This window comes from Kaistia sp. SLG-1 (assembly GCF_059699055.1).
Genome location: NZ_AP048544.1, coordinates 4,899,541 through 4,922,984, shown reverse-complemented (window position 1 = coordinate 4,922,984; position 23,444 = coordinate 4,899,541). Strand labels below are relative to the sequence as shown.

Sequence of the window (23,444 nt, the reverse complement as noted above, 5' to 3'; positions counted from 1 at the left end):
CCGGCGGGCCTCACCCTTGGGGGTACAGATGACCAATGTCCTCGTCCGGGCCGGCGATTTCCTGCGCTGGCTGCTCAGTTTCCTGGTCGGGGCCATGCTGCTCGCGATCGTGCTTCTCGTCTGCGTGCAGGTCTTCTCGCGTTACTTCATCGGCGCGGCGACGCCGGGGATGGCGGAAATCTCCCGCCTTCTCTTCATCTGGCTCACCTTCCTCGGCGCCGCCCTGCTGATCAGCCGCCGCGAGCTGATCGTCATCGACTTCCTGCATGACCGGCTGAACGCCGATCTGTTCAAGCGGCTCGGCGTCGTCATCGACCTCGCCACCGCCGTCTTCCTGGTCATGCTGGTGATCTATGCCCGCCATCTGATGATCGTCGTCGGCCAGAAGATCGCGCCGGCGACGGGGATGCCCTTCGCCTGGTTTTACGGGTCGATCGTCGCCTTTGCCGGGCTCGGCCTGTTCTTCATTGTCGAGCGCATCCTGACGCCGCGCGCGTCGGCGCTGCGCGAGGCCGCCCAGAAGGCCCAGTCGCAGGGCCATGCCGCCTCGACCGAAAGTTCCGCATCATGATCATGCTCGGCGTTCTCTCCGTCACCTTCCTGGTGCTTGCGCTGCTGGCCGTGCCGATTGCCATCGCGCTTGGCGTCTCCGCGCTGATCATCATCGCGATCTGGGGCATGCCGGGCTTCATCCTGGCGCAGAAGATGGTCAATGGCATCGATTCCTTCCCGCTGCTGGCGGTGCCGTTCTTCATCCTCGCCGCCTCGGTGATGAACAGTGGCGGCATCACCACCCGCGTCGTCGACCTGTTCTCGTCCGCGCTCGGCCGCATCCGCGGTTCGTCCGGCGTGGTCAATGTCGGCACCAATGTCTTCCTCGCCGGCATTTCCGGCTCGTCCGTCGCGGATGCGTCCGCCTCCGGCGCGCTGATCATTCCGGAGATGCGCAAGGAGGGCTATTCCGGCGGCTTCGCGGCGGCGCTCACCGCCGGCGCCGCGGTCATCGGCCCGATCATCCCGCCGAGCATTCCGCTCGTCATCTACGGCGTCATCGCCCAGGTCTCGATCACCAAGCTGTTCGTCGGCGCCTATATTCCGGGCCTCATGATCGCGATGGCGCTGATCACCTATGTCATTCTCTACGCCAAGAAGCACGATCTGCCGGCGCGCGGCCGCAAGCCGTGGCGGGTGATCGGCAAGCAGTTCCGGGGCAGCGCCTGGGCGCTCTCCATGCCGCTGCTGCTGATCGTCGGGGCCAAGGGCGGCCTGTTCACGGTGACCGAGCTCGGCGCGGTACTGGTGCTCTACGCGATCTTCGTCGGCTGGGTCATCCACCGCGAGTTCAAGTGGGGACAGTTTCCGGGCATGCTGACCGATGCCGGGCTGCAGACCGCCAACATCATGCTGGTCGTCGCGGTCTCGTCCTTCATCGCCTATCTGGTCGTCGTGCACGGCATACCGCGCGACATCCAGAACCTGCTGCACGGGGCGGAGCTGTCGCCGTGGGAGTTCCTGCTGATCGTCAACCTCGTCTTTCTCGTCGCGGGCATGTTCCTCGATTCGACGCCGGCGACGATCATCCTGGTGCCGATCTTCCTGCCGGCCGCCACCAGCTTCGGCATCGACCCCACGCATTTCGGCCTGGTGATCGTGTTGAACCTGATGGTCGGCCTGATCCATCCGCCGCTCGGCCTCAACCTCTTGATCACCCAGTCGATCGCCAAGGTGCCGATGCGCGAGGTGCTGTGGGCGAGCCTGCCGATCGTCGGCATCGTGCTCGCGGTGCTCCTGATCATCACCTTCGTGCCGCAGACGGTGCTGTGGCTGCCGCATGCCATGGGCATGTGAGGGCGAGTTCCTACCGAGACGAAAAGGCCGCTCCCCGGAGCGGCCTTTTCTGTTGGGGCGTCTGAGGCTCAGCGCGTTTTCGGCCCTTACGCCCGCGCCTCGGTCGCCGGGTCCCGGCGTGGGATGGTGCCGATGCGGCGGGAATCGCGACGATAGGCCGAGGGCGACCGGCCGCAGATCCGGACGAACTGCCGGTTGAAATTGGCGACGTTGTTGAAGCCGACCTCGAAGCAGATGTCGGTGACCGGCTTGTCGGTGCGGCTCAGCAGATTGCAGGCCGAATGGACGCGGGTGCCGTTCACGTAGCGGGCGAAGGTATGGCCCGTCTGCTTCTTGAAGAAGCGCGAGAAGGCGCTCGCCTCCATGCCGCAGAGCCCGGCGACCTGCGCCAGGCGGATCGGCTGCGCGAAGTTCTCCGAGATATGGTGGATCGCAATCTCCAGCTTGCCGGAGACGCGTGGCGGGGCGACATCGCCCGCCGCCGCGCGGGAGAGAATCCGGCGCTCCTCGGGCCTCCCGGCCAGCACCGCCATCAGCTCGAGGAACAGCACCAGGCGCTGCGGCCCGTTGGCCGCGCCGATCTCGCGCAGCAGGCGGCGGCCGGCCTCCGCCGTCTCGCCGCTGAATTCGATGCCGCGCGCCGCGTCGGAAAACAGCGCGCCGAGATCCTCAAACTCGGGACAGAGGCTGACCACCCTGTCAGCGAAGGCCGGGCTGAACTGGATCAGCATGTCGCGATCGGGAACGCGGGCGCCGGGCAGGATGGCGCTCACCCAGTTATGCGGCAGGTCGGGCCCGGTCAGCACCAGGCTGCCGGGGCGGAAATCGCCGACATAGTCGCCGATCATCATCTCGCCGGAGCTCTCCTGGATCAGGTGCAGCTCATATTCGGGGTGGTGGTGCCATTTGGCCAGATGGTGCGGATAGTCGTGCACATTCCAGCGAAAGGATTCCGATGGCGCACAGACGATGACCTCGAAATCCGGCGCGAATCTACGCTCGAAGCCCATGGCGGCTCTTCCTCCCTGGACCGCCGTCGGCGTTGTTGCCACGCCCGGATGCGGTCCCGTTCCCGACCCTCGGCATAACGGAGCGCGCATTCTTGGGCCAGTCGCCGAGAAAAGAAAGGGCGCGCGGGGAAGGGCGGCGCAGCGGCCGTGGCCGATGCGCTTTCGTCGTTGCCGGCGCGATCGCGCGCCGGCGGGATCGATCAGACCAGCGCGTCGGGACCGGCGCCGCAGACCAGCGCGCCGACGGAATGGCCGGCCGGGAAGCTCAGAACGCCGGTGCGGAGCGCCGCGATCGCGGCGGCGCCGGAGAGGTCGGCGGCGATGCCCATCTCGAACCAGAGCCATCGGCTCGCCTCGAGCATGGCGTCGTCCGGGACCAGCACGATGTCGTCGACATGGTCGCGCACCAGTTCGAACACGGCCGGATCGGTCTCGGCGCAGGACATGGTGGCGACGCGGCTGGTCACAGAGGGCAGGCGGACGACGCGACCGGCGTCGAGCGACGCCTTCAGCGTCGGCGATCCCTCCGGCTCGATGCCGATGATGCGGACCGAGGGCTTCAGCGCCTTGATGGCGACGCCCATGCCGGAGATCAGGCCACCGCCGCCGATCGCCACCAGCACGGTGTCGACGTCGGGAATTTCTTCCAGCAGCTCTAGCCCGATCGTGCCCTGGCCGGCGATCACATTGGCGTCGGCGAAGGGATGGAAATAGGCGGCGCCGTTCTCCTTGGCGAAGGCGAGGGCGTGCAGGTTCGTCTCGTTCCAGATGTCGCCGATGATCTCGACGGTGGCGCCCCAGCGCTTCAGCTTCTCGACCTTGGCCGGCGTGATGCTCTTTGGCACGAAGATCGTCGCCGGCACGCCGGCGAGCTTTGCTGCGCGCGCCGTGGCCAGGCCGTGATTGCCGCCCGACGCGGTGACGACGCCGCCGGCGAGTTCTTCCTTCGGCGTGGTCAGCAGCTTGTTGGTGGCGCCGCGCGCCTTGAACGAACCGGTCGGCTGCAGGCTTTCGAGCTTCAGCGACAGCGTCGCCTCGGTCACCGGCTCGGCGAGCGCCTCGGCGCGGATGGTCGGCGTACGACGTATATGCGGGGCGATCCGCTTGGCGGCGGCTTCGATATCGGCGAGCGTGATCATTTCAGGGATCCCCCATAGGGTGAGGCGACGACGACGCAGCAATTGCCGGGACGGACACGGCCAGGCTGGCGACGTCCATAGAGGATGCCGTCGGCGGAATAGGTCAACTCGGCCGGCTTGCGATCGGGATGCGACAGGAAGTGGATGCGTCCGGCCGGCTGACCGCGCGACACCATCGTGCCGTTCTTGTGGAAGGGCTCGAACACGCCGTCATCGTCGGAAAGCACGAAGGCGTCGGAGCCCGGCAGTTCGAACAGCCGCTGTTCGTGGCGCGGCGCCGTCGCCATCTCCGGCGGCAGGACGCCCAGATGCGACAGCACGTTGCGCACGCCGCGCCGGCAGATGTCGAGCGCGTCGAGCGAGACGGTGCCGCCGCCTGCCATCTCGGTGCCGACCACGGTCAGTCCGGCGCGCGCGGCCGAGGCGGTCGCCGTGCGATGGTCGCCGCGATTGTCGATGACGACGATCAGCGGCGCGTCGAAGGCGGTGACGGCGGCGACGTTCTTGGCGTGCTGGATCGGATCGGCGACGGGCTCGATCACCGAGCTCGGCATCAGGTCAAGCGACGAGCCGCCGGAATGCAGGTCGAGGAAGGCGTCACCCATCGGGAAGAGCGCGTCGTTGACGAAGGCGGAGATCTGCTGGGTCGCGGTGCCGTTGGCGTCGCCCGGGAACGTCCGGTTCATGTTGAGATCGTCGATCGGCGACGTGCGGCGGGCGGCGTTGACGGCCGGCAAATTGATCGCCGGAATGAAGATCAGCCGCCCGGCGATGAGGCCGGGATCGAGATCGCGGATCAGTTCGCCGAGCGCGATCGGTCCTTCATACTCGTCGCCGTGATTGCCGCCTTCGAGGATGACGGTCGGGCCGACGCCGTTCTTGATGACGGCGAGCGGCACGCGGATCACTCCCCAGGCGTCGTCATGGACCGAAAGGGGCAGGTTGAAATAGCCGCTCTGCTTGCCGTCCTTGTCGAAGTCGACGGTGCATTGCGCCAGTTGCTTAGCGTTCAGGCCCATTTTCTACTCTGTGCGGAGACGATGAAGGGAGGGGCGCGATCGTCCGTAGGTTGAACGCACCCTATTTTCTATCACTGATGATATCAAGAGTTGATATGTGATATCATGCAAGGGCATTGTTGGCGCAAATGTCACCTTGCGCCGCAGCCTCGGCGCGGCAATGACGGGCACCGAAGGAGAAGCGCTATGACCACAGCCAAGCGGCCATCCGGCGGGACGGGCGTCGAAAGCCCCGAGCCGGCGCGGAAGACGGTGAAGTCCCGGGGGCCGGCGGCCGGGTCGAAAGGCGCCGATGCCGCCGACGCCAAGTCGGCCGGCAAGCCTACCACCAAGCGCGCGGCAAAGGTTGCCGCGGGATCGGCGGTCAGCGACGCGGCCGCGAAGCCGGCCTACAGCGCCCCGGCGCTGGAAAAGGGCCTCGACGTGCTCGAGCTGCTGGCGAGCCTCTCCGAGGGCGTGACGCCGAGCCAGATCGCGCAGCAGCTCGGCCGCTCCCTGCAGGAGGTCTATCGCGTCGTCGTGGCGCTGGAGCGGCGCGGCTACATCCAGCGGCCGCCGGGCGAGGAGAGCCTGGTGCTGTCGAGCAAGCTGCACGATCTCTCCTACCGCTATCCGCCGATGCGGCGGCTGGTCGACGCCGCGCGGCCGGTGTTGAACCGCGTCGCGATCGACGCCTATCAGGCGTTCCACCTCGCCGTGCTGGACGGGCTTTCCATCCGCGTCGTCGCCCAGGTCGACAGCCCCGCGCCGCTCGGCTTCCGCCTGCGCGTCGGCACGCAGAACCCGGCGATCCGCACCGCTTCCGGCCGCCTGCTGATCGCCTACCAGCCGCCCGCCGTGCAGGAATGGCTGTTCGAGGCGATCGGCCAGAATGCGCCGAAGAGCGAGGTCGACTGGCTGCGCCGGCGCGTCGAGGTGGTGCGCTCGGTCGGCTACGAGATGATCGCCGGCGAGGCGCTCAAGGGCATCACCGATGTCAGCTTCCCGATCCTCGATTCGGAAGGCTACGCCCCGGCCGTGCTGACCATGCCGTTCCTCGCCTCCTCGACCGAGAAGGTGCCGATGGACGACGCCAATCTCCTGCTGTTCGAAGCGGCGCAGACGATCACCGGCCTGCTCGGCGGCAAGCTGGTCGCGCCGCGCTTTCCGCTGGTCGATACCGGCGGTCCCGTCGGCAGCCCCGGCCGCTGAGACGGGGCTGGCCGTCCCGCGAGACGGCCGGCCTGCCTTTTCGGCGCGCGTCACCGCACCGCGCCCGCGATGGCGCCGGACAGGATCTGGCGCTGGAACAGCATGTAGACGAGGATCACCGGCAGCAGGGCTACGATCAGGCCGGCGCTGATCAGCGGGATCGAGACGTCGTACTGCCCGGAAAGCAGCGCCACGCCGACCATCAGCGTCTTCTTGTCGGAGCCGCCCATGATGACGAGCGGCAACAGCAGGTCGTTCCACATCCAGACGAAGTTCAGGATCGAGAGCGCCGCGATCGCCGGGATCGAGATCGGCAGCAGGATCGAGAACAGGATGCGGATGTCGCCGGCGCCGTCGAGGCGGGCCGCCTCGATCAGCTCGTCCGGAATCGCGCGGAAATAGGCCGACAGCAGATAGGTGCCGAGCGGCAGGCCGAAGGCGGCATAGGCGAAGATCAGGCCTTGGTAGGTGCCGCCGAAGCCGAGGTCGAGGATGGTCTCGTAGAGCGGATAGATGATCACCTGGCTCGGGATGACCAGCATGGCGATGATGAACAGGAAGATGTAGTTGCCGCCCTTGATCTTCAGCTTGGTGACGGCATAGGCGATGAACAGCGCCGCGACGGTCGAGAGCACCAGCCCGCCCGCTGTCGTGATGATGCTGTTCAGCAAGAGCCGGCCGACCTGCATGCGCTGGAAGGTCTCGATGTAGTTGTCGAAGGTGATGTCGGTGATGAAGCCGAGCGGATCGGCGGCGAAGTCGGCGCGCGTCTTCAGCGAATTGATCACCGTGAAAACAAGCGGATAGAGCGTTACCACGGCGAGCACGACGAGAACCGCCGTGACCAGCCAGCGCGTCAGCGCGATGCGGACCGAGGAGATCGTCACCTGCGAGGTGGAGGCGGAGGATTTCATCGGGGCTTGCTCCCTTCGACATACATGCGGCGGACGACGAAGGCGGAGACGATGGCGACGAACACGAACAACGCCATGCCGATGGCAGCACCGAGGCCGCGGTCGAGGAACTGGAACGTCGTGGTGAAGACGAGGAATTCGGGCAGCACGGTCGCGGTGCCCGGGCCGCCCTTGGTGAGCGCGTAGATCAGCGGGAACATCCAGATCAGGATGCCGGAGGTGCAGAGCACCGCCCAGTAGCCGATCACCGATTTGAGCAGCGGCATGATGATGTGGAAGAGCAACTGCCAGAAGCCGGCGCCATCGAGCTTGGCCGCTTCGACGACTTCTTCCGACACCGTCGAGAGACCGGAGAGATAGGTGAGCACGCCGAGGCCGAAGAAGCTCCAGAGCGCGACGGCGGTCAGCGACAGGAGGGCACTGGTCGGGCCGTTCAGCCATTCGATGGCGAGCGGCGCCAGGCCGATCACGCGGAGCAGGGCGTTGAGCGGGCCGTCCGGCGCGAGGATCTGGCGGAACATGATGCCGACGACGATCGGCGCGATCATGTAGGGCAGGAAGAAGGCGGCGCGGAAGAATTTCCAGCCCGGCGTCTTCTGGAAAAGCAGGAAGGCGAGCACCAGCGGCAGCACGATCCAGACCGGCAGCGTCGCGAAGGCGATCAGCGCATTGCGGAACGAGTCGTGCACCGACGGGTCGCTCAGCATGGTGCGGTAGTTGTCGAGGCCGGCGAAGGTCGGATCCTCGAAGCCGCGCGTCTCCTGCAGGCTGAGCCAGATCGTGCGCACGAGCGGCACCAGCTTGAACAGGATGGCGAGCGCGAGGCCCGGCAGCACGAACAGGGTGGCGACGAGCATGTCGCGTCGGATCCAGGGGCGTCTCGCCCCCGCCGCGCCCGTGCCGGCGCCGGTAGCCAGTTTGGCCAGCTCAGCCATCGATGGTCCTGCCTTTTCGTTGAGGGCAGGGAGGCCGGAGCCTCCCTGCGTGGCTTGCGCGAGCGTGGCCGTTACTGGCGCTTGCTCGGGCTCTGCTCGAGCGCCTTCTGCATCCGCGCCGTCCAGTCCTCGACCGAGAGACGGCCGAGCGAGACTTCCTGCCAGCCGCGGGCGAGCGCATCAGCTTCCTGGCCGGAGAGCAGGACGCCGGCATGCAGGGTCGGCGTCTTGATGATCTCGAGGATCTGGGTGAGCGCTTCCGACTTCGGCAGCACCGACGGGTCGACGTTCTTGTTGAGCGAGATGCCGCCGGCGACCTTGCTCAGGAGCTCGGCGTTCTCCTTGCCCGTCATGAACTTGACGAACTGGAAGGCGGCGTCCTTCTTGTCGCTCCATTCGGAGACGCCGAAGACCGAGCTCTCGATGCCGGAAAAGCTGTTCGCGAGCGGCGCGTCAGCGACGATCGTCGGCCAGCGCATGGCGCCGAGATTCTCGTCGCCGAGGATCTTGCCGAAGGCGGCCCAGTTGGCGGCGTCCGAGATGATCGTGCCGGCGAAGGCGGCGTTGCCGCTCTGGAAGATGTCGGCGCCATCCGGCAGCATGGTGATCGAGGGGGCGCTGGAATTGGTCCAGCCCTTCTCGGTGATCGAGGCGAGGCCCTTCAGGATGTTGACCATCTTCGGGTCGGTCCAGGGCATCTTGCCGGCGAGCATGGCGCGCATGTCGTCTTCGGTCAGGTAGTTGCGCGCGACCTCGGGGAAGTTCCAGTAGGCCGGGAAGATGCCGGAGAGGCCAATGGCGATGCAGGTCTTGCCTGCAGCCTTCACCTTCTCGCAGGCGGCGTTCATCTCGTCCCAGGTCTTGGGCGGATTGGCGGCGTCGAGGCCGGCTTCCGTCAGCACCTTCTTGTTGTAGTACATGACGTTGCCCTGGTAGCCGAAGGGCAGGCCGTAGCAGGACTTGGTCGTGTCGAAGTTCAGGCAGCCGCCGCTATAGGTGATCAGGTCCTTGCCGGCTTCCAGCACTTCCGGCGGCAGCTCAGCATAGGCGCGGCGGCGATCGAACAGCTCGAGGCCAGCATTGTTCTCCATCACGTCCGGACCGCTCTTGGTCGTGATGTAGGGGCCCTGAACTTCCGGATAGCGGTCGAACGGCACCGTCTCGAGCTCGACCTTGATGGTCGGGTTCTGCTTCTCGAACTCCGCGACCAGCGCCTTCCAGTAGTCGGCGCCGCCCGGCTCCCAGTTCAGGACACGAATCGTCGTAACGTCCTGCGCCAGCGCGGCCTGGCCGCCGAGCGCCGTCATCGAGGCGAGCGCGAGGCCCGCGAGCATGGAGCGGACGGCGAGCCGGCTGGTCCCGAATGGTGTTGGCTTCATCATATTCCCTTTCCGTCAGGTTTTCGCGCTGTTCAGCCACCCGGTTCGTTCCGGGCGGTCGGCCGCTCGGCCGTCATCCGCTGTTCGGTCCGCCGATCGACGCATCGCTGTCGCCACCGCCGGACGCGAGGTCGGGCGGCCTTCGGACGGCGCGATATGAGCGGTCAGCATCCCTTTAACCCCGCCATGGCCGCGTGCCCTTGAGACGGGTTTTTGGTCGGCCACGCGGCAACGCTAGCACAGCGGTTTTTCTATTGAAATAGAGATTTCTTATAAGAAACGAGATCGTGACGAGGCCGATCGACAGGCGCAAACAGGCATGCCGCCGCGCAGGGCGCGGCGGTGCAAGGCATTCAGTTTATTGACGAATTGACGGTCAGGCGGGCTGCGGAACCACGCCGCCGAGCCGGCTCGACGCCAGGCAGGCGTCGACCAGCGCCATGGTGCGGATCGAGTCGTGCACGTCGGTATCGAGCTGGCTGTCCTCGCCGTTGGCAAAGCGCTGCAGGTTGGACATGACGGCGCCGAACGCGTCCGGCACGCGCTCGCCGACCAGCGGGATCTCCGTCCACTCGCCGCCCTCGACGATCACTTCCAGTTTTTCCGGCACCGGCTTCAGGTAGTCGTGCAGGTAGCCGAGATCGAGATGGGCGCAGCCCTTGGTGCCCTCGACGCGGATCGTCGCGTCGATGTGCTTGGGGCCGTAATTATAGGTGTGGTTGAGCGACAGGTTGCAGCGGGCGCGCGGGCCGTAGTCGAGGATGATGCTGGAGCGCGCATCCTTGAGGTCCGGATAGCGCGGATGCGGCACCGCCTTGGCGTAGACGCTTTCCGGCTCGCCGAGGATCGAGCGGATCCAGTCGAGATAGTGGATCGAGTGCAGCGGGATCTCGACGGCGTCGAGATGCGGGATGAACGACCACATCTCCCACGGCATGTAGATGGCGAGCCGCACTTCCAGCTCGACGATGTCGCCGAGGAGGCCGCGCTGGACAGCGTCGCGGATCGCCAGCATGGAGGGGGTATAGCGGAGCTGGAAATTGGTGGCGGCGGTGATCCTGCGGGCGTCGATCGCCTCGAGGATGCGGCGCGCGCCGCCGAGATTGGCGCCGAGCGGCTTCTGGATCAGCGCGACGCTGCCCGTCGGCAGCTGCTCCACCGCGCCGAGGATCGCGGCCGGCGGCAAGGCGAGGTCGAACACGGTGTCGTCCGTGCGCGCGGCGATCGCCGCCGCCAGGCTGTCATGGACGACGGGAATATCGAACTCGGCGGCGACGGCGCGCGCCTTGTCGAGGTCGAGATCGAAGATGCCGGCGACCGGCAGGCCGATCTTGCGATAGGCGGGCAGATGCGCGCTGGTGACGATGTCGCCGGCGCCGATGATGGTGATCGGGCGCGGTCGGCTCGGGAGCGGCCAGGTCTGTTTGAGTTCCAAGCCAGACTTCATTCCGCCCTCCCAAGCGCCGCCGGCGGGTGGCCGGCGGTTCGAATTTCCATGCAATATCACTGACGATAGTCAACGTTGATATTTGATATGAGATGCGCAATCCTGTCAACATCGCCGGGAGGATCGCGGCGATTGGAATCGCATGGCTTGAGGAGGAATGACGGATGGCTGCAGCGGGTGAAGTAGGGATCGCGGGGCGGGTCGCGCTGGAAGGTGGCGAGCGGCACGTTCATGCGGCGCGGCGGCTGCGGCAGGCCTTTCCGGCGCTCGAATTCGTGCCGATCACGGCGGCTTCCACCAGCCTTCCTGTCATCCGCCTCGTCGAGGATCGCGCGCTGGCGGAAGGCGCGTTTACGCTGACGGTCCGGCCGAGGGACGGCTCGAACGCCGAGATCACAATCGCCGGCGGCCCGTTCTCCGGCGTCATCTACGGCGCCGAGGAACTGATCTCGCGCGCCCGCTTGGCCGATGGCGCGGTGCGGGTGCCGGCCGGCGAGCGGCGCGCGGCACCCGGCCTCGCCTATCGCACCTTCTGGACCTGGGATCATTCGACCAACTGGGAATTGTCGCAGGTCGGCCATCAGGAAATCGGCGTCTTCAATCCCTATGGCAAGCCGCCTTCCGGCTTCCTCGGCGACTATACGCGGCTGGTCGATTTCGCCAGCCGCAACCGCATCCCCTCCGTCGTCATCTACGGCTTCCTGCGCAATTCGCATGGCGGCATCGAAGCGGCGAAGGAGCTCTGCCGCTACGCGACCGAGCGCGGCGTCCGCATCGTGCCCGGCATCGCCATCGGTTCCTATGGCGGCGTCTACTGGGAGGGCGACCATCCCTACAATCTCGCCACCTGGCTGAAGAAGAACCCGCAGCATGCCGCCAGCATGGAGAAGGGCGTCGGCTTCCAGATCGCCGACCTCGACTTCCCGCTCAATTTCCCGCGCTCCGACTACACCATGAGCGCGTGCCCGAGCGCGCCGGAGACGATGGAGTGGATGGAGGAGGCCGTGAGCTGGCTCGCCGACACCTTCGAGATCGGCGGCATCAACATCGAGAGCGGTGACTATGGCGTCTGCGGCTGCGCGCGCTGCGTCGCCCGCCGCAACAACGAGGCCGAGGCCGCCCGCCGCGTCGACGATCACGGCGATTCATGGTCGCATACCGACATGGCCGAGAATTTCCCGCGCCTCTATCGCGCGGCGAAGGCAAAGAAGCCGGATGCCTGGATCTACAGCGAGCTGCAGTGGGACAATCTGTTCGATCCGGTCGCGCATGACGCGCAGCGCAGCATGCCGAAGGGCGCGATCTACCAGCACACCACCAACCGCACCTTCTGGGGCCGGCTGCAGAAGGAGCTGACGCGGGCCGACGTGGAAAAACTGCCGACGCAGCCGAACGTGCTGCGCTGCCAGTTCGCCTGCCAGTGGAACGGTGACCGTCGCACCGAGCGCTACGCCTTCAACGGCCGCGTCTTCGCCGACATGAACAAATTCTGCGCCGATGTCGGCATGCAGGGTCTGACCGTCTGGGGCGAGCCGTCGCCCTATCACGCGACGGTCGAGCTCTCCTATCTCGCTTTCGCCCGCTTCGGCTACGAGCCGACGCTCTCCTGGGACCGCTTCATCGCCGAGGACGCGGCGCCGCTTCTCGGCGGCCAGGCTGCGGCCGAGCGCTTCGTTGAGATCGCCGAGGAGCTCGACGCCAACATCGAGCTGCCGGTCGAGCGGCTCAAGGCGCTGCAGGGCGAGGCGCGCGAGGCCTCCCGCCAGAACGACGACGAGGTGTCGCGCCGCTGGCTGAGCCTCGAAGACCAGATCGCCCGCCGCGCCTATATGGGCCGGTAGGGGCTGGCCGGGCCACCCGCGCCGTCATCCCCGCCTTCGCGGGGATGACGGACGGCGCGGGGAAGGGAACGGCTCGGCGATTGGAATGAAGAGAGCCCCGGCGAGGGAAATCGCCGGGGCTCTCGCGCAGCTGAAGGGGAATGGAACCAGGCCGTGAGAGCCGGCTTAGGCCACGCGCTGCTTGGCGGCGCCGCGCGCCCATTCGGGCAGCCATTCGCCATGCGCCGCCAGCAGGTCGTCGACCAGGTGCCAGATCTGGTCGAGATCGAGCTCGGCCGCCGTGTGCGGGTCCATCATCGCGGCGTGGTAGATATGCTCGCGGTTCTCCGTGAGCAGGGCCTTCACCGTCAGTTCCTGCACGTTGATGTTGGTGCGCATCAGGGCGGTCAGCTGCGGCGGCAGTTCGCCGATATAGGTCGGCTGGATGCCCGAAGCGTCGACCAGGCAGGGCACTTCCGCCGCGCAATCGGCCGGCAGCGAGGTAATGCAGCCATTGTTGCGGACGTTGCCGTAGATCACCGACGGTTCGCCGGTCCAGACCGAGTTGATGATCTCGGAGGCGTATTCCTTGCTCTGCGACACCTCGATCCGGTCGGCGCCGCGGTATTCCTCGGCCTGGTTCTTCCAGCGCGCGATCTGCTCGATGCAGCGCTTCGGATACTCGTCGAGCGGAATGCCGAACTTCTCGATCAGGTCCTCGCGGCCTTCCTTGATGAAATAGGGCGTGTATTCGGCGAAATGCTCGGAGCTCTCGGTGACGAAATAGCCGAGCCGGGTCAGCATCTCGTAGCGCACCTTGTTCGGGCAGCGCGGGTTCCAGCCGGGTTTTGGCGCACGGCCTTCGCGGTAGCCGCGCACGAGGTCGGGATAGAGGTCGCGATAGGATCCGTCAGCCTGGCGATGCTCGAACTTCAGGTAGAACGCCATGTGGTTGATGCCGGCGGAGCGATAGCGGATTTCCTCGTAGGGAATGTCGAGGTCATGCGCCAGTTCCATCGCCGTGCCCTGGACGGAGTGGCAGAGGCCGACTTGTTTGATCGTCGGATACCTGGCCGTGATCGCCCAGGTGTTGATCGCCATCGGGTTCACGTATTGCAGCATGATCGCATCCGGGCAGACGGCGAGCATATCCTCGCAGATCTTCCAGAGATGCGGCACGGTCCGCAAGCCGCGCATGATTCCGCCGACGCCGAGCGTGTCGGCGATGGTCTGGCGCAGGCCGTAGCGCTTCGGCACCTCGAAATCGGTGATCGTGCAGGGATCGTAGCCGCCGATCTGGAAGGCGACGACGACGAAGTCGGCGCCGGAAAGCGCCTTCTTCTGGTCGGTATGGGTCTCGACCTTCGCCGGAACGCCGAGCGTCGAGGCGATCTTGCGGACGACGATCGCGCTCTCCTCGAGGCGCTGCGGGTTGATGTCCATCAGCGCGATGGTGGCGCCCGACAGCGCCGGGCGCTGCAGGATGTCGCCGACGATGTTCTTCATGAACACGGTCGAGCCGGCGCCGATGAAGGTGATCCTGGGATTGGCAGTCATGGGGAGAGCTCCGGTAGGCAGATTCTTTAGGCGGCTATCTGGAACGCGGCGCGCACGAGGCGGGCCGTGTACTCGTTCTGTGGATGGGTCAGCACCTCGCTGACCGGTCCCTGTTCGACAATCTTGCCGTGTTGCATGACGATGACGCGATGGCAGAGCGCCCGCACCACCTTCAGGTCGTGCGAGATGAACAGGTACGAGAGGCCCCGCTCGTCCTGCAGCTTGCGCAGGAGATCGATGATCTGCGCCTGCACGGAGAGATCGAGCGCCGAGGTCGGCTCGTCGAGCAGGATGAATTCCGGCTCCAGCGCGATGGCGCGGGCAATCGCGATGCGCTGGCGCTGGCCGCCGGAGAACTCGTGCGGGAAGCGTCCGAGAATGGCGTCCGGCATGCCGGCATCGCGGAGCGCCTGGCGGACGCGGTCGACACGGTCCTGGCGGTTGGCGCCGATGCCGTTGACGATCAGGCCTTCCTCGATGATCTGGCCGATCGACATGCGCGGGTTCAGCGACGAGAACGGATCCTGGAAGACGATCTGCATGCGCGATCTGAGCGGCCGCATTGCCTTGCGGTCGCGGTCATGGATCGGCTCGCCGTCGAAGACGATCTCGCCGGTCGAATGCTGGATCAGCCGGATCAGCGCCTGGCCGAAGGTGGTCTTGCCGGAACCGCTCTCGCCGACGATGCCGAGCGTCTCGTGCCGGCGCAGCTCCAGGCTGAGATTGTCGCAGGCGAGCAGCTGGAAGTAGTCCGGCTTGAACAGGCCGCCCCGCTTCAGCGTGTAGGCGACGCGGACATTGCGTCCCTCGAGCATGACCGGCGTTCCCTCCGGCAGCGGATTGGCGGATCCCTTCGGCTCGGAGGCGAGCAGGTGGCGCGTATAGGCGTGGCGAGGGTTCTGGAACAGCGTCTCGGTGACATTGTGCTCCCGCACCTCGCCATGCTGCATCACATAGACGTAGTCCGAGAACTGCCGGACGATCGTCAAATCGTGCGTGATCAGGATCACCGCCATGCCGTAGCGCTTCTGCAGCTCGCGGATCAGGTTCAGGATCTGCGCCTGCACGGTGACGTCGAGCGCGGTGGTCGGCTCGTCGGCGATCAGGATGTCGGGCCGGTTGGCGAGCGCCATGGCGATCATGACGCGCTGGCGCTGGCCACCGGAAAGCTGGTGCGGGTACTGCTTGATCCGTGCTTCTGGATCGGGGATCTGCACTTCCTTCAGGAGCTCCAGCACGCGTTTGCGCGCGTCGGCCCGGCTGATCCGGTTGTGCAGGTGCAGCACCTCGGCGATCTGCTGGCCGATCGTATAGACCGGGTTCAGCGAGCTCATCGGCTCCTGGAAGATCATCGAGAAGCGGTTGCCCCGCAGCTTGCGACGCTGCACGTCGTTGAGGGTGAGGACGTTTCTGCCCTCGAAGTCGATGCGGGCGCCTTTGGCGACGGTGGCGCGCTTCGACAAGAGCCCCATGATGGTGCGGGCCGTCACCGACTTGCCGGAGCCCGACTCGCCGACGACGGCGATCGTCTCGCCCTTGTGCAGCTGGAACGAGACGTCGCGCACCGCGTCGACCGTGCCGCCCTCGACCTTGAAGGTCACGGCGACGTTGCGGGCATCGAGGATCAGTTCGCGGCCATGTGCGTTGAGGTCATAGCGTTCGGCCGGGGCGAATTCGTTGGGGATCAAGGTCATGAACTCCGCCTAGTAGGGGTCGATCGCGTCGCGCAGACCGTCGCCCAGCGCGTTGAACGCGAAGACGGTGATCAGCACGAAGACTACGGGGGAGAGGATCCACGGATAGGAGCCGATCACCGAGAAGGCGCCCGTATCCTGCAGCATCAGGCCCCAGGAGATCAGCGGCGGTTTCACGGCGAAGCCGAGGAAACCTAAGAAGGATTCGAGCAGCACGATGGTCGGGATCGCGAGCGTCACGCCGACGATCACGTGGCTCATCACGTTGGGCAGGATGTGGCGGAAGATGATCCGCCCGTCGCCGGCCCCGACCGCCATGGCGGCGCGGACATATTCGACCTTGGCCAGCGCCAGCGTCTTGCCGCGCACTTCGCGCGACAGCTGCGCCCAGCCGAGCGCCGCCATCACGCCGATGACGAAGGCGATGAAGACGTTGGACGGCGCCGTGATCGGGATCAGCGAGGTCAGCGCCAGGTAGAGCGGCAATTGCGGGAAGGCCAGCACCAGCTCGACGAAACGCTGCACCCAGGCGTCGATCCGTCCGCCCAGATAACCCGACGTGATGCCGATCGTGGTGCCGACCGTGGTGGTGATCAGCACGACGATCAGCGCGATGGTGAGCGAGATGCGCGAGCCGACGATGCCCCGGGAAAGAATGTCGCGGCCGAACTTGTCGGTGCCGAGCAGATGGATCGGCGCGCCGTCGCGCGAGCCGAACAGATGGATGTTGCTCGGGACCAGCCAGAGCAGCTTGTATTCGTAGCCGCGCACGAACAGGCCGAGTATGTGCGGGTTCTGGAGGTCCGGACCGGTCATCGGCTGGAAGGTCACCGGGTCGAGCTCGTCCGTCTCGACGATCGGATAGATGTGCGGCACCAGGCTGAACGAGCCGTCCGGCGCGAAGAAGCTGATGTGGTCGGGCGGCGCGAAGCCGATGCCGTTGGCGCGCGGGTCGACCGGCGCGACGAAATCCGCGAACAGCGACATCAGGAGCAGGCCGACGACCATGGTGAGGCCGATCATGCCCATGACCGAGCGGCGGAAGCGGCGCCAGACGAGAGCAAGATAGCCTTCGTTGCCATGCGAAAAGCGAGCGTTCGGGGCGGCCACCGGCGCGGCCGGCTCCGCCGGCGGCGCGGTCGCGAGGCTCTCGATGCGGTCGGTCATGACTTTTCTCCCCCGAGGCGGACGCGGGGATCGAGGAACGCCAGCAGCATGTCGGCGATGATGTTGCCGATGATCAGGGTGGTCGCGAGCACCAGCATGAAGGTCGCGGTGACATAGACGTCGCCGACCGCCATCGAACCGACGATCGCCGGGCCGACGGTGGCGAGGGCGAAGACGATCGCCACCTCGATCTCGCCGGTCAGCATGTAGGGCAGCGCGACGCCCTGATACATGACGAGCGGATGCAGGGCGTTGGGCACGGCGTGGCGCAGGATCACGCGCGATTCCGGCAGGCCCTTGGCTCGCGCCGTCTCGACATATTGGGCGTTCAGCGTGTCCAGCAGATTGCCCCGCATCACGCGCATGTTGTAGGCGAGGCCGCCGAAGGTGGCGATCGCGACGACCGGCCAGATATGCTTCACCAGGTCGACGAACTTGGCCCAGGACCAGGGCGCGCCGCCATATTGCGGCGAGAAGAAGCTGCCGATCTCCTGCACGTTCATTTTGAACGCCAGGATGTAGACGATGATGATCGCCATCAGGAAGCGCGGCACGGTCATGCCGAGGAACGACACGAAGGAGAGCGTCGAGTCGATCCAGCTGTACTGCCGCGTGGCGGCGATGATGCCGAAGGTGATGCCGAGCAGCGACGCCAGGATGTGGCAGGCCAGCGCCAGCATCAGCGTGCGCGGCAACCGCTCGGCCACCACCGTCGAGACGGGCTTATTGTAGAAGAAGCTGTCGCCGAAATCGAAGCGGGTCAGGATGCCCCAGATCCAGCGGAAATACTGGACGATGACGGGATCGTTGAGGCCATGCGCCTGGCGGTAGGCTTCGGCCTGCGCCTCGGCGACGACGGCGGACGCGCCGCCCTGGTTCATCAACTGCGCGCGGATGAAGTCCGCATAGTCGCCGGGGGGCGCCTGGATGATGGCGAAGGTCACGACGCTGAGAACGAACAGCACCGGGATCGCCGACAGGATGCGCATAGTCAGGAAGCGCAACATTGGGGCAACAGCTCCCTGTTTGGACGGGAAGGGAACGAGGGGGCGGGATGCCGCCCCCTCGTCCGGATCAATGGTACGGCTCGGGCTTAACCCTTCGCCGGTCCGCCCTTGTCGCCGGGAGCGCCGGGCAGCGTTTCCGGGAACAGTTCGTATTTGCCCTGCTTGTCGGCCGGCACGAACACGCGCTCGCGGATGATGCTGTCCTCGGCCCAGTTGAAGAGGTTGATCGGAACGCCCTTCGGGATGTTGGCGAAGCGCTTGTTGATGATCAGGGCACCCGGGTACTGGGTCAGGCCGATGCCGTAGACATTGTCGGTGTAGAGCTTCTGGAACTGCTTCATCAGTTCCTTCTTCTCGGCGGCATCGGGCGTCGCGATGAACTTGTTCACGACGTCGACGATCTCCTGCTCGAACGGCAGCAGGTCGACCTGGCCGTCCTTGCCGGCGCGGTGGAACCAGCTGGTCTTCGGGCCGACCGGGGCGAGGTTGACCGACTTCTGGACGACCGAGGTCAGGTCTTCCTGATTGCGGAAGATCATCCAGTCGAACTGGCCGCCCTGCTGCAGCGCGTCGCGCTGCTTGCCCTCGACCTGGTTCAACAGGACGCGGATGCCGAGCGGCTCCATCATCGCGACGATGCCGTCGGCGAGGCTCTTGTCGGTCTGGTAGTCGGCGTTGACGAGGAGGGTGACCTCGACGTTCTTGCCGCCCGCCGTGCCGGCCGGGAAGTTGAGGATGCCGTCACCGTCCGTGTCCTTCAGCCCGGCCAGCGCCAGCTCCGCCTTGGCGCCTTCGAGGTCGAAGGGATAGTAGGCCGTCGAATCCTTGTCGTAATAGGTCGTGCCGGAATAGATGCCGCCCGGATAGATGGTCGTGAACGGACCCTTGACCAGCGACTCGCCGAGCCGCTTGCGGTCGATCGCCGAGGTGACCGCCTTGCGGAAATGCTCGTTGCGGTTCAGTTCGCGCACGGCCTGGCCGCGCTCGTCCGGTTCACCCCAGCCATTGGCCGAGAGGTTCTGGTAGAGCGAGTAGCCGATGATGCGCGGGCCGAATTCCAGCCGGGCCGGGGCGTCGGCGCTGGCCGAGCGCTTCAGCGCCTCGACGAAGCTCTCCGGCTGCTCGAGATTGGCGAAGTCGCCCGATCCGGCGACCGCCTGCACGTCGCGGTCGGCCCAGGTCGAGAGCTTGTAGTGCAGCTCGTTCAGGTAGGGCAGCTGGTTGCCCGCCTCATCGACCTTCCAGTAATAGGGATTGCGGCGCATGACGATGATGTCGTCGGGGCGATATTCGACCGGCGCCCAGGCGCCCATCACCGGAATGTTCAGATATTCCGGCGGGAAGGCGTTCTTGTACTGCGCGTAGGTGTTCTTCGAATATTTCGGATGCTGCGGCTTCAGGATATGCGCCGGGCCGGGGCAGAAGGTGCCGTAGCCCATCTGGTAGAGATACTGCTTCGGGAAGGCTTCCTTGAAGGTCCAGATCAGCGTGTAGTCGCCATCGGCCTTCAGCGTCGTGCCCTCGCCGAACGAGGCCGGCGTGGCGCCGTTCAGCGGCGTGACGTTCGGATCGTTGACGTTGTCTTCCCAGTAGAACATCGCATCGGCGGTGGTGAAGGGCTGGCCGTCCGACCATTTCGCGCCTTCGATCAGATGCATGGTCAGGGTGTGACCGTCTTCCGACCATTCCCAGCTCTTGGCGAGGTTCGGCAGCGGCTGCAGCTCGTCGGCCCGGATCTGGAACAGCGGGCCGGAGCGCGTCAGGCATTCGGAGAGGCCGATGTCGATGCCGCCCCAGCCCTGGGTCTGGCCGGCGGTGTAGTTCCAGCCTTCCGGCCGGCCGCCGATGACGTGGCGCATCGTGTCGCCATAGACGCCGATGCCGTCGACGGTGTTGCCCTTCTTGTAGACCATCGGCTCCTTCGGGAGCCGGTCCTTGACCGCCGGCAGCTTGCCGGTCGCGACGAAGTTCTTCGTGACCCAATCGGGCTCGTGATATTCGGGCAGCGCCTTGAATTCGAGGATGTCGTTCACGCCGACATAGTCGATCTTGCCCTGGGCATCGAATTTCGGCGGATCGGGCGGCGTGACCGGCGGCTTGACCTGGGCGAGGGCGGCCGAGACCGAGACCCCGAGCAGCAGGCTGGCGGCGCTGAGCGCCAGAACGGAATTCTTCATGCTTCCTCCCCTTTGAACGGTGCCGGCGCAGGCGCCGCACCCTGTCGTTCTCGTTTCGCTGAGCCGCCCGTCCTCGTGTTTCTCCCGGGCGCCATGGCGCATTGCGATCCGGCCGGTGGCTCCTCCCGCCGGCCGGATCGTTCCTTGAGGGCCGGGGCTAGCCGGCCGCGTTTTCCATCGCCCGTTCGGCGCGCACCGTCTCGATGCCGCGCACCTCGCGCCGCGCCGCGCCCTGCCAGTCGCGGGTAGCGACCGTCTTGCGGGCGAGCCGCTCCTTGGCGCCGTCGATGGCGTGGGCGTATTGCGGCAGCCAGCGCGCCTGGGCGACCAGCATCTCGTCGACCATCTGCCAGACTTCCTCGGGCGAGCAGATGGCGCCGACCAGCGGGTCGTGCAGCACGGCGAGCTTCAGGAGCTCGACATCGCCGGTGACGGCGGCGTGCACCGCCATGCGCTGGACGTTGATCGACGACACGCAGGTCGCCGCGCAGGCCTCGGGCAGGCGGATGCCGGCCGCCATGTTGAGGCCGAAGCGGTCGACGAAGCCGGTCGACTCGATGATCGCGTCCTCCGGCAGATTGGCGATGATGCCGCGGTTTCTAACGTTGAAATGGCCGCGATAGACGCGTCCCGTCTCCAGCGCCTCGATGATGTGGCTGGCATGCTCGTTCGAGCGCTTCTTCGGATCGAGCGTCTTGCCGGCATCCTCCAGGAATTTCGGGAAGTCGGTCTCGAACCAGTTGCGGGTCTCGGTCGAATGGCGGAGATAGCCACCGGTCTCGCCGTGGATCCAGTTCGACATGTCGATCCAGCGGTTGATCTCATCCGGACGCTTCCGGTACCAGGGCAGGTACTCGGAGAGATGGCCGTTGCTCTCGGTCGAATAGAAGCCAAAGCGCTTCAGGACGTCGATGCGGACCTTTTCCTGCTGCGAATAGACGGGATGGCGCTCGAAGGCGGCGATCAGCTCGTCCTTGCCGATCTTGCGGCCGCGGAAGCGGATGTCGACGAACCAGGTCTGGTGGTTGATTCCCGAGCAGATGAATTCGAGTTCGCTCTCGTCGGTCGCGCCGAGCACCTCGGCGATCTGCTCGCCGCCATGCTGCACGCCATGGCAGAGGCCGATCGTGTCGACCTTGCCGTATTCGGTCGCCGCCCAGGTGTTCATCGCCATCGGGTTGGCATAGTTCAGGAAGCGGGCGCCGGGCTCCGCGACTTCGCGGATGTCCTTGCAGAAATCCAGGATGACCGGGATGTTGCGCTGGCCGTACAGGATGCCGCCGGCGCAGATGGTGTCGCCGACGCACTGGTCGACGCCGTATTTCAGCGGGATGCGGATGTCGTCGGCATAGGCCTCGAGGCCGCCGACGCGGACGCAGCTGATGACATAGCGCGCGCCGGCGAGCGCCTCGCGCCGGTTCGTCGTCGCGGTGATCTTCGTCGGCAGCTTGTTGGCCTCGACCACGCGATCGAGGATCTGCCGCACCATGGCGAGATTGTGCTCGCTGATGTCGGTCAGCGCGAACTCGACCTCGCGCAGTTCCGGCACCGAGAGAATGTCGGAGACCAGCTTCTTGGTGAAGCCGACGCTGCCGGCGCCGATGATGGCAATCCTGAAACTAGACATGGCGTTTGCGGGGTTCCTCGGGGGCGGTCGTCGCGCTGGCGGCGCGGGTCCTGGCGCATTCCGGACGGGTACGCCGCATCGGGGCAATTCCACGGTTCCGGGCGGGAAACGGCAGCTTTGGGTGGTATTGGCTCATCCGGCTGCTCTTTTTCGATCGCTTATTCGCTCTGCGCGAGGCTAGTATGCGCGAGGATTCACGGCGTTCCAGAGAGAATTTGTGCTTTCATGGGTAATTCTGTGCTCGGCAAACTGGCCGCGAGAGCGCCGGTCATGCGCACCGTCTCGCTGCCGCGCGGCCGGCATCGCCTGCACACCATGCCGACCAGCACGGGCTACGAGATCCGCACCGATCAGAGTTATGTCTGGGACGGCCGCAAGCGCGGCCAGACGCCGTTCACGGTGCTGCAGCACACGGTTTCCGGCGTCGGCCGGCTGCGCTACGAGCGGCGCGACTACCGGCTGACGGCGGGCGAGACCATGCTCGTCCTGGTGCCGCACAGCCATCGCTACTCGGTCGAGGCCGGCGACCGCTGGGAATTCTTCTGGATCTCGATGAACGGGCAGGAGGCGCTTCGCATCCATCGCTCGATCCTCTCCGCGACCGGGCCGGTGCTCCGGCTGCGTCCCGAGACGATCGAGCATCTCGCCGATTGCAGTTTGCGCCTGATCGACGGCGGCGAGACGCCGGGCGCGGCCTCGGCCATCGCCTATGAGGCGGCGATGGCGCTCTATGACGACGTGTTCGGGCCGCATGGCGATTCGCGCGTCGATGGCGGCGCCATCCAGCGCGTCGTCGACCACATCCTCGCCAATCTCGACCGGCCGCTCCCGGTGCAGCAGCTGGCCGAGATCTCCGGGCTGAGCCGGGCGCATTTCTCGCGCCTGTTCACGGCGAGCGAGGGCATGCCGCCGGCCGAGTTCGTGCTGCAGGAGCGGATGCGCCGCGCGGCGCGGCTGCTCGCCGGCCAGCCGGAGCTCTCGATCAAGGCGGTGGCCGTGCTGGCGGGCTTCGACGATCCCAATTATTTCGCCAAGGTGTACCGCCGCTTCTTCGGCACCAGCCCGACCGAGTTCCGCACCACCGGCATGTATGCGAGCGCAGGCTGAGAGCGGCGGCGCGGAATTTCCACAGTTGCGATTTGGCCGCGCCGCTTTGGAATTCGCGGCGGGCGCCGATTCGCAATCCCTGTCAACAACAACTATATATTGACGTCTAGGGCGCGAAAGCGTCTACATCTGCGTGTCGAGGTGCCTTGAGTCGTGTGGCTTGGGGCTAAGAGGGAATCCGGGGCGTCGTTTCGCGGCGTAACCGGAGCTGCCCCCGCAACTGTAAGCGGCGAGTTTCCGTCCGGAGAGACCACTGGGGCCGAGAGGTGCCGGGAAGGTGGACGGAGCGACGACCCGTGAGCCAGGAAACCTGCCCCGACAGCATTGAAACGTCCTCGGGCGGGGTGTCCCGGTGGAGCGCTGGATCGTGTGCGGCCCTTTTCCGGGGCCGTTCGTCCTGTTCGCT

18 protein-coding genes and 1 riboswitch are annotated in these 23,444 nt (G+C 66.1%); of the genes, 5 read left to right on the top strand and 13 right to left on the bottom strand.

Going from position 1 to position 23,444, the window contains the following annotated elements; all coding sequences use genetic code 11:
- The first annotated feature begins 28 nt into the window (after nt 1-28).
- Nucleotides 29-571, top strand: coding sequence for a TRAP transporter small permease (locus tag AC6HZP_RS22860; RefSeq protein WP_497524679.1), 543 nt, complete (start codon nt 29-31; stop codon nt 569-571).
- Nucleotides 568-1,848 carry a TRAP transporter large permease gene (locus tag AC6HZP_RS22855; RefSeq protein WP_497524678.1) on the top strand — a complete coding sequence of 427 codons (1,281 nt, stop codon included), beginning with the start codon at nt 568-570 and terminating at the stop codon, nt 1,846-1,848. Before AC6HZP_RS22860 ends, AC6HZP_RS22855 begins: the two co-directional genes overlap by 4 nt.
- Before the next feature lie 86 nt (nt 1,849-1,934).
- On the opposite strand, the gene AC6HZP_RS22850 is transcribed toward AC6HZP_RS22855, so the two are convergent.
- The 3 genes from AC6HZP_RS22850 to AC6HZP_RS22840 form a co-directional block, all read right to left on the bottom strand.
- Nucleotides 1,935-2,858: an AraC family transcriptional regulator gene (locus tag AC6HZP_RS22850; protein ID WP_497524677.1), complete on the bottom strand. Its 924-nt coding sequence runs from the start codon at nt 2,856-2,858 to the stop codon at nt 1,935-1,937.
- Nucleotides 2,859-3,058: 200 nt separating this feature from the next.
- Entirely contained in the window at nt 3,059-3,997 is a 939-nt protein-coding gene (locus AC6HZP_RS22845) for a threonine ammonia-lyase (RefSeq protein ID WP_497524676.1), read from the bottom strand.
- Nucleotides 3,994-5,016 carry a succinylglutamate desuccinylase/aspartoacylase family protein gene (locus AC6HZP_RS22840; RefSeq protein WP_497524675.1) on the bottom strand — a complete coding sequence of 341 codons (1,023 nt, stop codon included), beginning with the start codon at nt 5,014-5,016 and terminating at the stop codon, nt 3,994-3,996. The genes AC6HZP_RS22845 and AC6HZP_RS22840 overlap by 4 nt, the downstream gene beginning before the upstream one ends.
- A 186-nt stretch (nt 5,017-5,202) precedes the next feature.
- Here AC6HZP_RS22840 and AC6HZP_RS22835 point away from each other — a divergent pair, with 186 nt between their 5' ends.
- Nucleotides 5,203-6,207 (top strand): IclR family transcriptional regulator, encoded by a 1,005-nt coding sequence (locus AC6HZP_RS22835; RefSeq protein WP_201401222.1) that lies wholly within the window; start codon nt 5,203-5,205, stop codon nt 6,205-6,207.
- Nucleotides 6,208-6,257: 50 nt separating this feature from the next.
- Here the strand turns inward: AC6HZP_RS22835 and AC6HZP_RS22830 are convergent, their stop codons facing one another.
- The 4 genes from AC6HZP_RS22830 to AC6HZP_RS22815 all read right to left on the bottom strand — a co-directional run bounded on the left by AC6HZP_RS22830 (nt 6,258) and on the right by AC6HZP_RS22815 (nt 10,882).
- Nucleotides 6,258-7,121, bottom strand: a complete 864-nt coding sequence (locus tag AC6HZP_RS22830) for a carbohydrate ABC transporter permease (protein WP_497524674.1) — start codon at nt 7,119-7,121, stop codon at nt 6,258-6,260.
- Nucleotides 7,118-8,056 carry a carbohydrate ABC transporter permease gene (locus AC6HZP_RS22825; RefSeq protein ID WP_497524673.1) on the bottom strand — a complete coding sequence of 313 codons (939 nt, stop codon included), beginning with the start codon at nt 8,054-8,056 and terminating at the stop codon, nt 7,118-7,120. Before AC6HZP_RS22825 ends, AC6HZP_RS22830 begins: the two co-directional genes overlap by 4 nt.
- Nucleotides 8,057-8,127: 71 nt before the next feature.
- Nucleotides 8,128-9,438: an ABC transporter substrate-binding protein gene (locus AC6HZP_RS22820; protein WP_497524672.1), complete on the bottom strand. Its 1,311-nt coding sequence runs from the start codon at nt 9,436-9,438 to the stop codon at nt 8,128-8,130.
- A 373-nt stretch (nt 9,439-9,811) separates the two neighbouring features.
- The gene (locus tag AC6HZP_RS22815) at nt 9,812-10,882 is read right to left on the bottom strand and encodes a Gfo/Idh/MocA family protein (protein ID WP_497524671.1); all 1,071 of its coding nucleotides are present in this window, start codon (nt 10,880-10,882) and stop codon (nt 9,812-9,814) included.
- 164 nt (nt 10,883-11,046) lie between these two features.
- On the opposite strand from AC6HZP_RS22815, the gene AC6HZP_RS22810 reads away from it, so the two are divergent.
- Entirely contained in the window at nt 11,047-12,723 is a 1,677-nt protein-coding gene (locus AC6HZP_RS22810) for a hypothetical protein (protein ID WP_497524670.1), read from the top strand.
- A 165-nt stretch (nt 12,724-12,888) separates the two neighbouring features.
- Here AC6HZP_RS22810 and AC6HZP_RS22805 read toward each other — a convergent pair whose 3' ends face one another.
- The 6 genes from AC6HZP_RS22805 to AC6HZP_RS22780 form a co-directional block, all read right to left on the bottom strand.
- Nucleotides 12,889-14,259, bottom strand: a complete 1,371-nt coding sequence (locus AC6HZP_RS22805; protein WP_497524669.1) for an alpha-glucosidase/alpha-galactosidase — start codon at nt 14,257-14,259, stop codon at nt 12,889-12,891.
- Nucleotides 14,260-14,285: 26 nt separating this feature from the next.
- Complete coding sequence (locus AC6HZP_RS22800) at nt 14,286-15,953, bottom strand: ABC transporter ATP-binding protein (RefSeq protein ID WP_497524668.1); 1,668 nt, start codon at nt 15,951-15,953, stop codon at nt 14,286-14,288.
- A gap of 9 nt (nt 15,954-15,962) precedes the next feature.
- Complete coding sequence (locus tag AC6HZP_RS22795; RefSeq protein WP_497524667.1) at nt 15,963-17,120, bottom strand: ABC transporter permease; 1,158 nt, start codon at nt 17,118-17,120, stop codon at nt 15,963-15,965.
- A complete protein-coding gene (locus AC6HZP_RS22790; RefSeq protein ID WP_201401213.1) occupies nt 17,117-18,127 on the bottom strand; it encodes an ABC transporter permease in 1,011 nt (336 codons plus the stop codon). The genes AC6HZP_RS22795 and AC6HZP_RS22790 overlap by 4 nt, the downstream gene beginning before the upstream one ends.
- 86 nt (nt 18,128-18,213) lie before the next feature.
- A complete protein-coding gene (locus AC6HZP_RS22785) occupies nt 18,214-20,304 on the bottom strand; it encodes an ABC transporter substrate-binding protein (RefSeq protein ID WP_497524666.1) in 2,091 nt (696 codons plus the stop codon).
- Nucleotides 20,305-20,461: 157 nt separating this feature from the next.
- Nucleotides 20,462-21,931, bottom strand: a complete 1,470-nt coding sequence (locus AC6HZP_RS22780; RefSeq protein ID WP_497524665.1) for an alpha-glucosidase/alpha-galactosidase — start codon at nt 21,929-21,931, stop codon at nt 20,462-20,464.
- A gap of 225 nt (nt 21,932-22,156) precedes the next feature.
- On the opposite strand from AC6HZP_RS22780, the gene AC6HZP_RS22775 reads away from it, so the two are divergent.
- Nucleotides 22,157-23,038, top strand: coding sequence for an AraC family ligand binding domain-containing protein (locus AC6HZP_RS22775; RefSeq protein ID WP_497524664.1), 882 nt, complete (start codon nt 22,157-22,159; stop codon nt 23,036-23,038).
- 122 nt (nt 23,039-23,160) lie between these two features.
- Nucleotides 23,161-23,369, top strand: a riboswitch (cobalamin riboswitch).
- Nucleotides 23,370-23,444: the final 75 nt, after the last annotated feature.

Excerpts from the sequence above, each read along its gene's own strand:
- AC6HZP_RS22860 (WP_497524679.1), top strand. The coding sequence starts at position 29 with ATGACCAATGTCCTCGTCCGGGCCGGCGATTTCCTGCGCTGGCTGCTC.
- AC6HZP_RS22855 (WP_497524678.1), top strand. The coding sequence starts at position 568 with ATGATCATGCTCGGCGTTCTCTCCGTCACCTTCCTGGTGCTTGCGCTG.
- AC6HZP_RS22850 (WP_497524677.1), bottom strand. The coding sequence starts at position 2,858 with ATGGGCTTCGAGCGTAGATTCGCGCCGGATTTCGAGGTCATCGTCTGT.
- AC6HZP_RS22845 (WP_497524676.1), bottom strand. The coding sequence starts at position 3,997 with ATGATCACGCTCGCCGATATCGAAGCCGCCGCCAAGCGGATCGCCCCG.
- AC6HZP_RS22840 (WP_497524675.1), bottom strand. The coding sequence starts at position 5,016 with ATGGGCCTGAACGCTAAGCAACTGGCGCAATGCACCGTCGACTTCGAC.
- AC6HZP_RS22835 (WP_201401222.1), top strand. The coding sequence starts at position 5,203 with ATGACCACAGCCAAGCGGCCATCCGGCGGGACGGGCGTCGAAAGCCCC.
- AC6HZP_RS22830 (WP_497524674.1), bottom strand. The coding sequence starts at position 7,121 with ATGAAATCCTCCGCCTCCACCTCGCAGGTGACGATCTCCTCGGTCCGC.
- AC6HZP_RS22825 (WP_497524673.1), bottom strand. The coding sequence starts at position 8,056 with ATGGCTGAGCTGGCCAAACTGGCTACCGGCGCCGGCACGGGCGCGGCG.
- AC6HZP_RS22820 (WP_497524672.1), bottom strand. The coding sequence starts at position 9,438 with ATGATGAAGCCAACACCATTCGGGACCAGCCGGCTCGCCGTCCGCTCC.
- AC6HZP_RS22815 (WP_497524671.1), bottom strand. The coding sequence starts at position 10,882 with ATGAAGTCTGGCTTGGAACTCAAACAGACCTGGCCGCTCCCGAGCCGA.
- AC6HZP_RS22810 (WP_497524670.1), top strand. The coding sequence starts at position 11,047 with ATGGCTGCAGCGGGTGAAGTAGGGATCGCGGGGCGGGTCGCGCTGGAA.
- AC6HZP_RS22805 (WP_497524669.1), bottom strand. The coding sequence starts at position 14,259 with ATGACTGCCAATCCCAGGATCACCTTCATCGGCGCCGGCTCGACCGTG.
- AC6HZP_RS22800 (WP_497524668.1), bottom strand. The coding sequence starts at position 15,953 with ATGACCTTGATCCCCAACGAATTCGCCCCGGCCGAACGCTATGACCTC.
- AC6HZP_RS22795 (WP_497524667.1), bottom strand. The coding sequence starts at position 17,120 with ATGACCGACCGCATCGAGAGCCTCGCGACCGCGCCGCCGGCGGAGCCG.
- AC6HZP_RS22790 (WP_201401213.1), bottom strand. The coding sequence starts at position 18,127 with ATGTTGCGCTTCCTGACTATGCGCATCCTGTCGGCGATCCCGGTGCTG.
- AC6HZP_RS22785 (WP_497524666.1), bottom strand. The coding sequence starts at position 20,304 with ATGAAGAATTCCGTTCTGGCGCTCAGCGCCGCCAGCCTGCTGCTCGGG.
- AC6HZP_RS22780 (WP_497524665.1), bottom strand. The coding sequence starts at position 21,931 with ATGTCTAGTTTCAGGATTGCCATCATCGGCGCCGGCAGCGTCGGCTTC.
- AC6HZP_RS22775 (WP_497524664.1), top strand. The coding sequence starts at position 22,157 with ATGGGTAATTCTGTGCTCGGCAAACTGGCCGCGAGAGCGCCGGTCATG.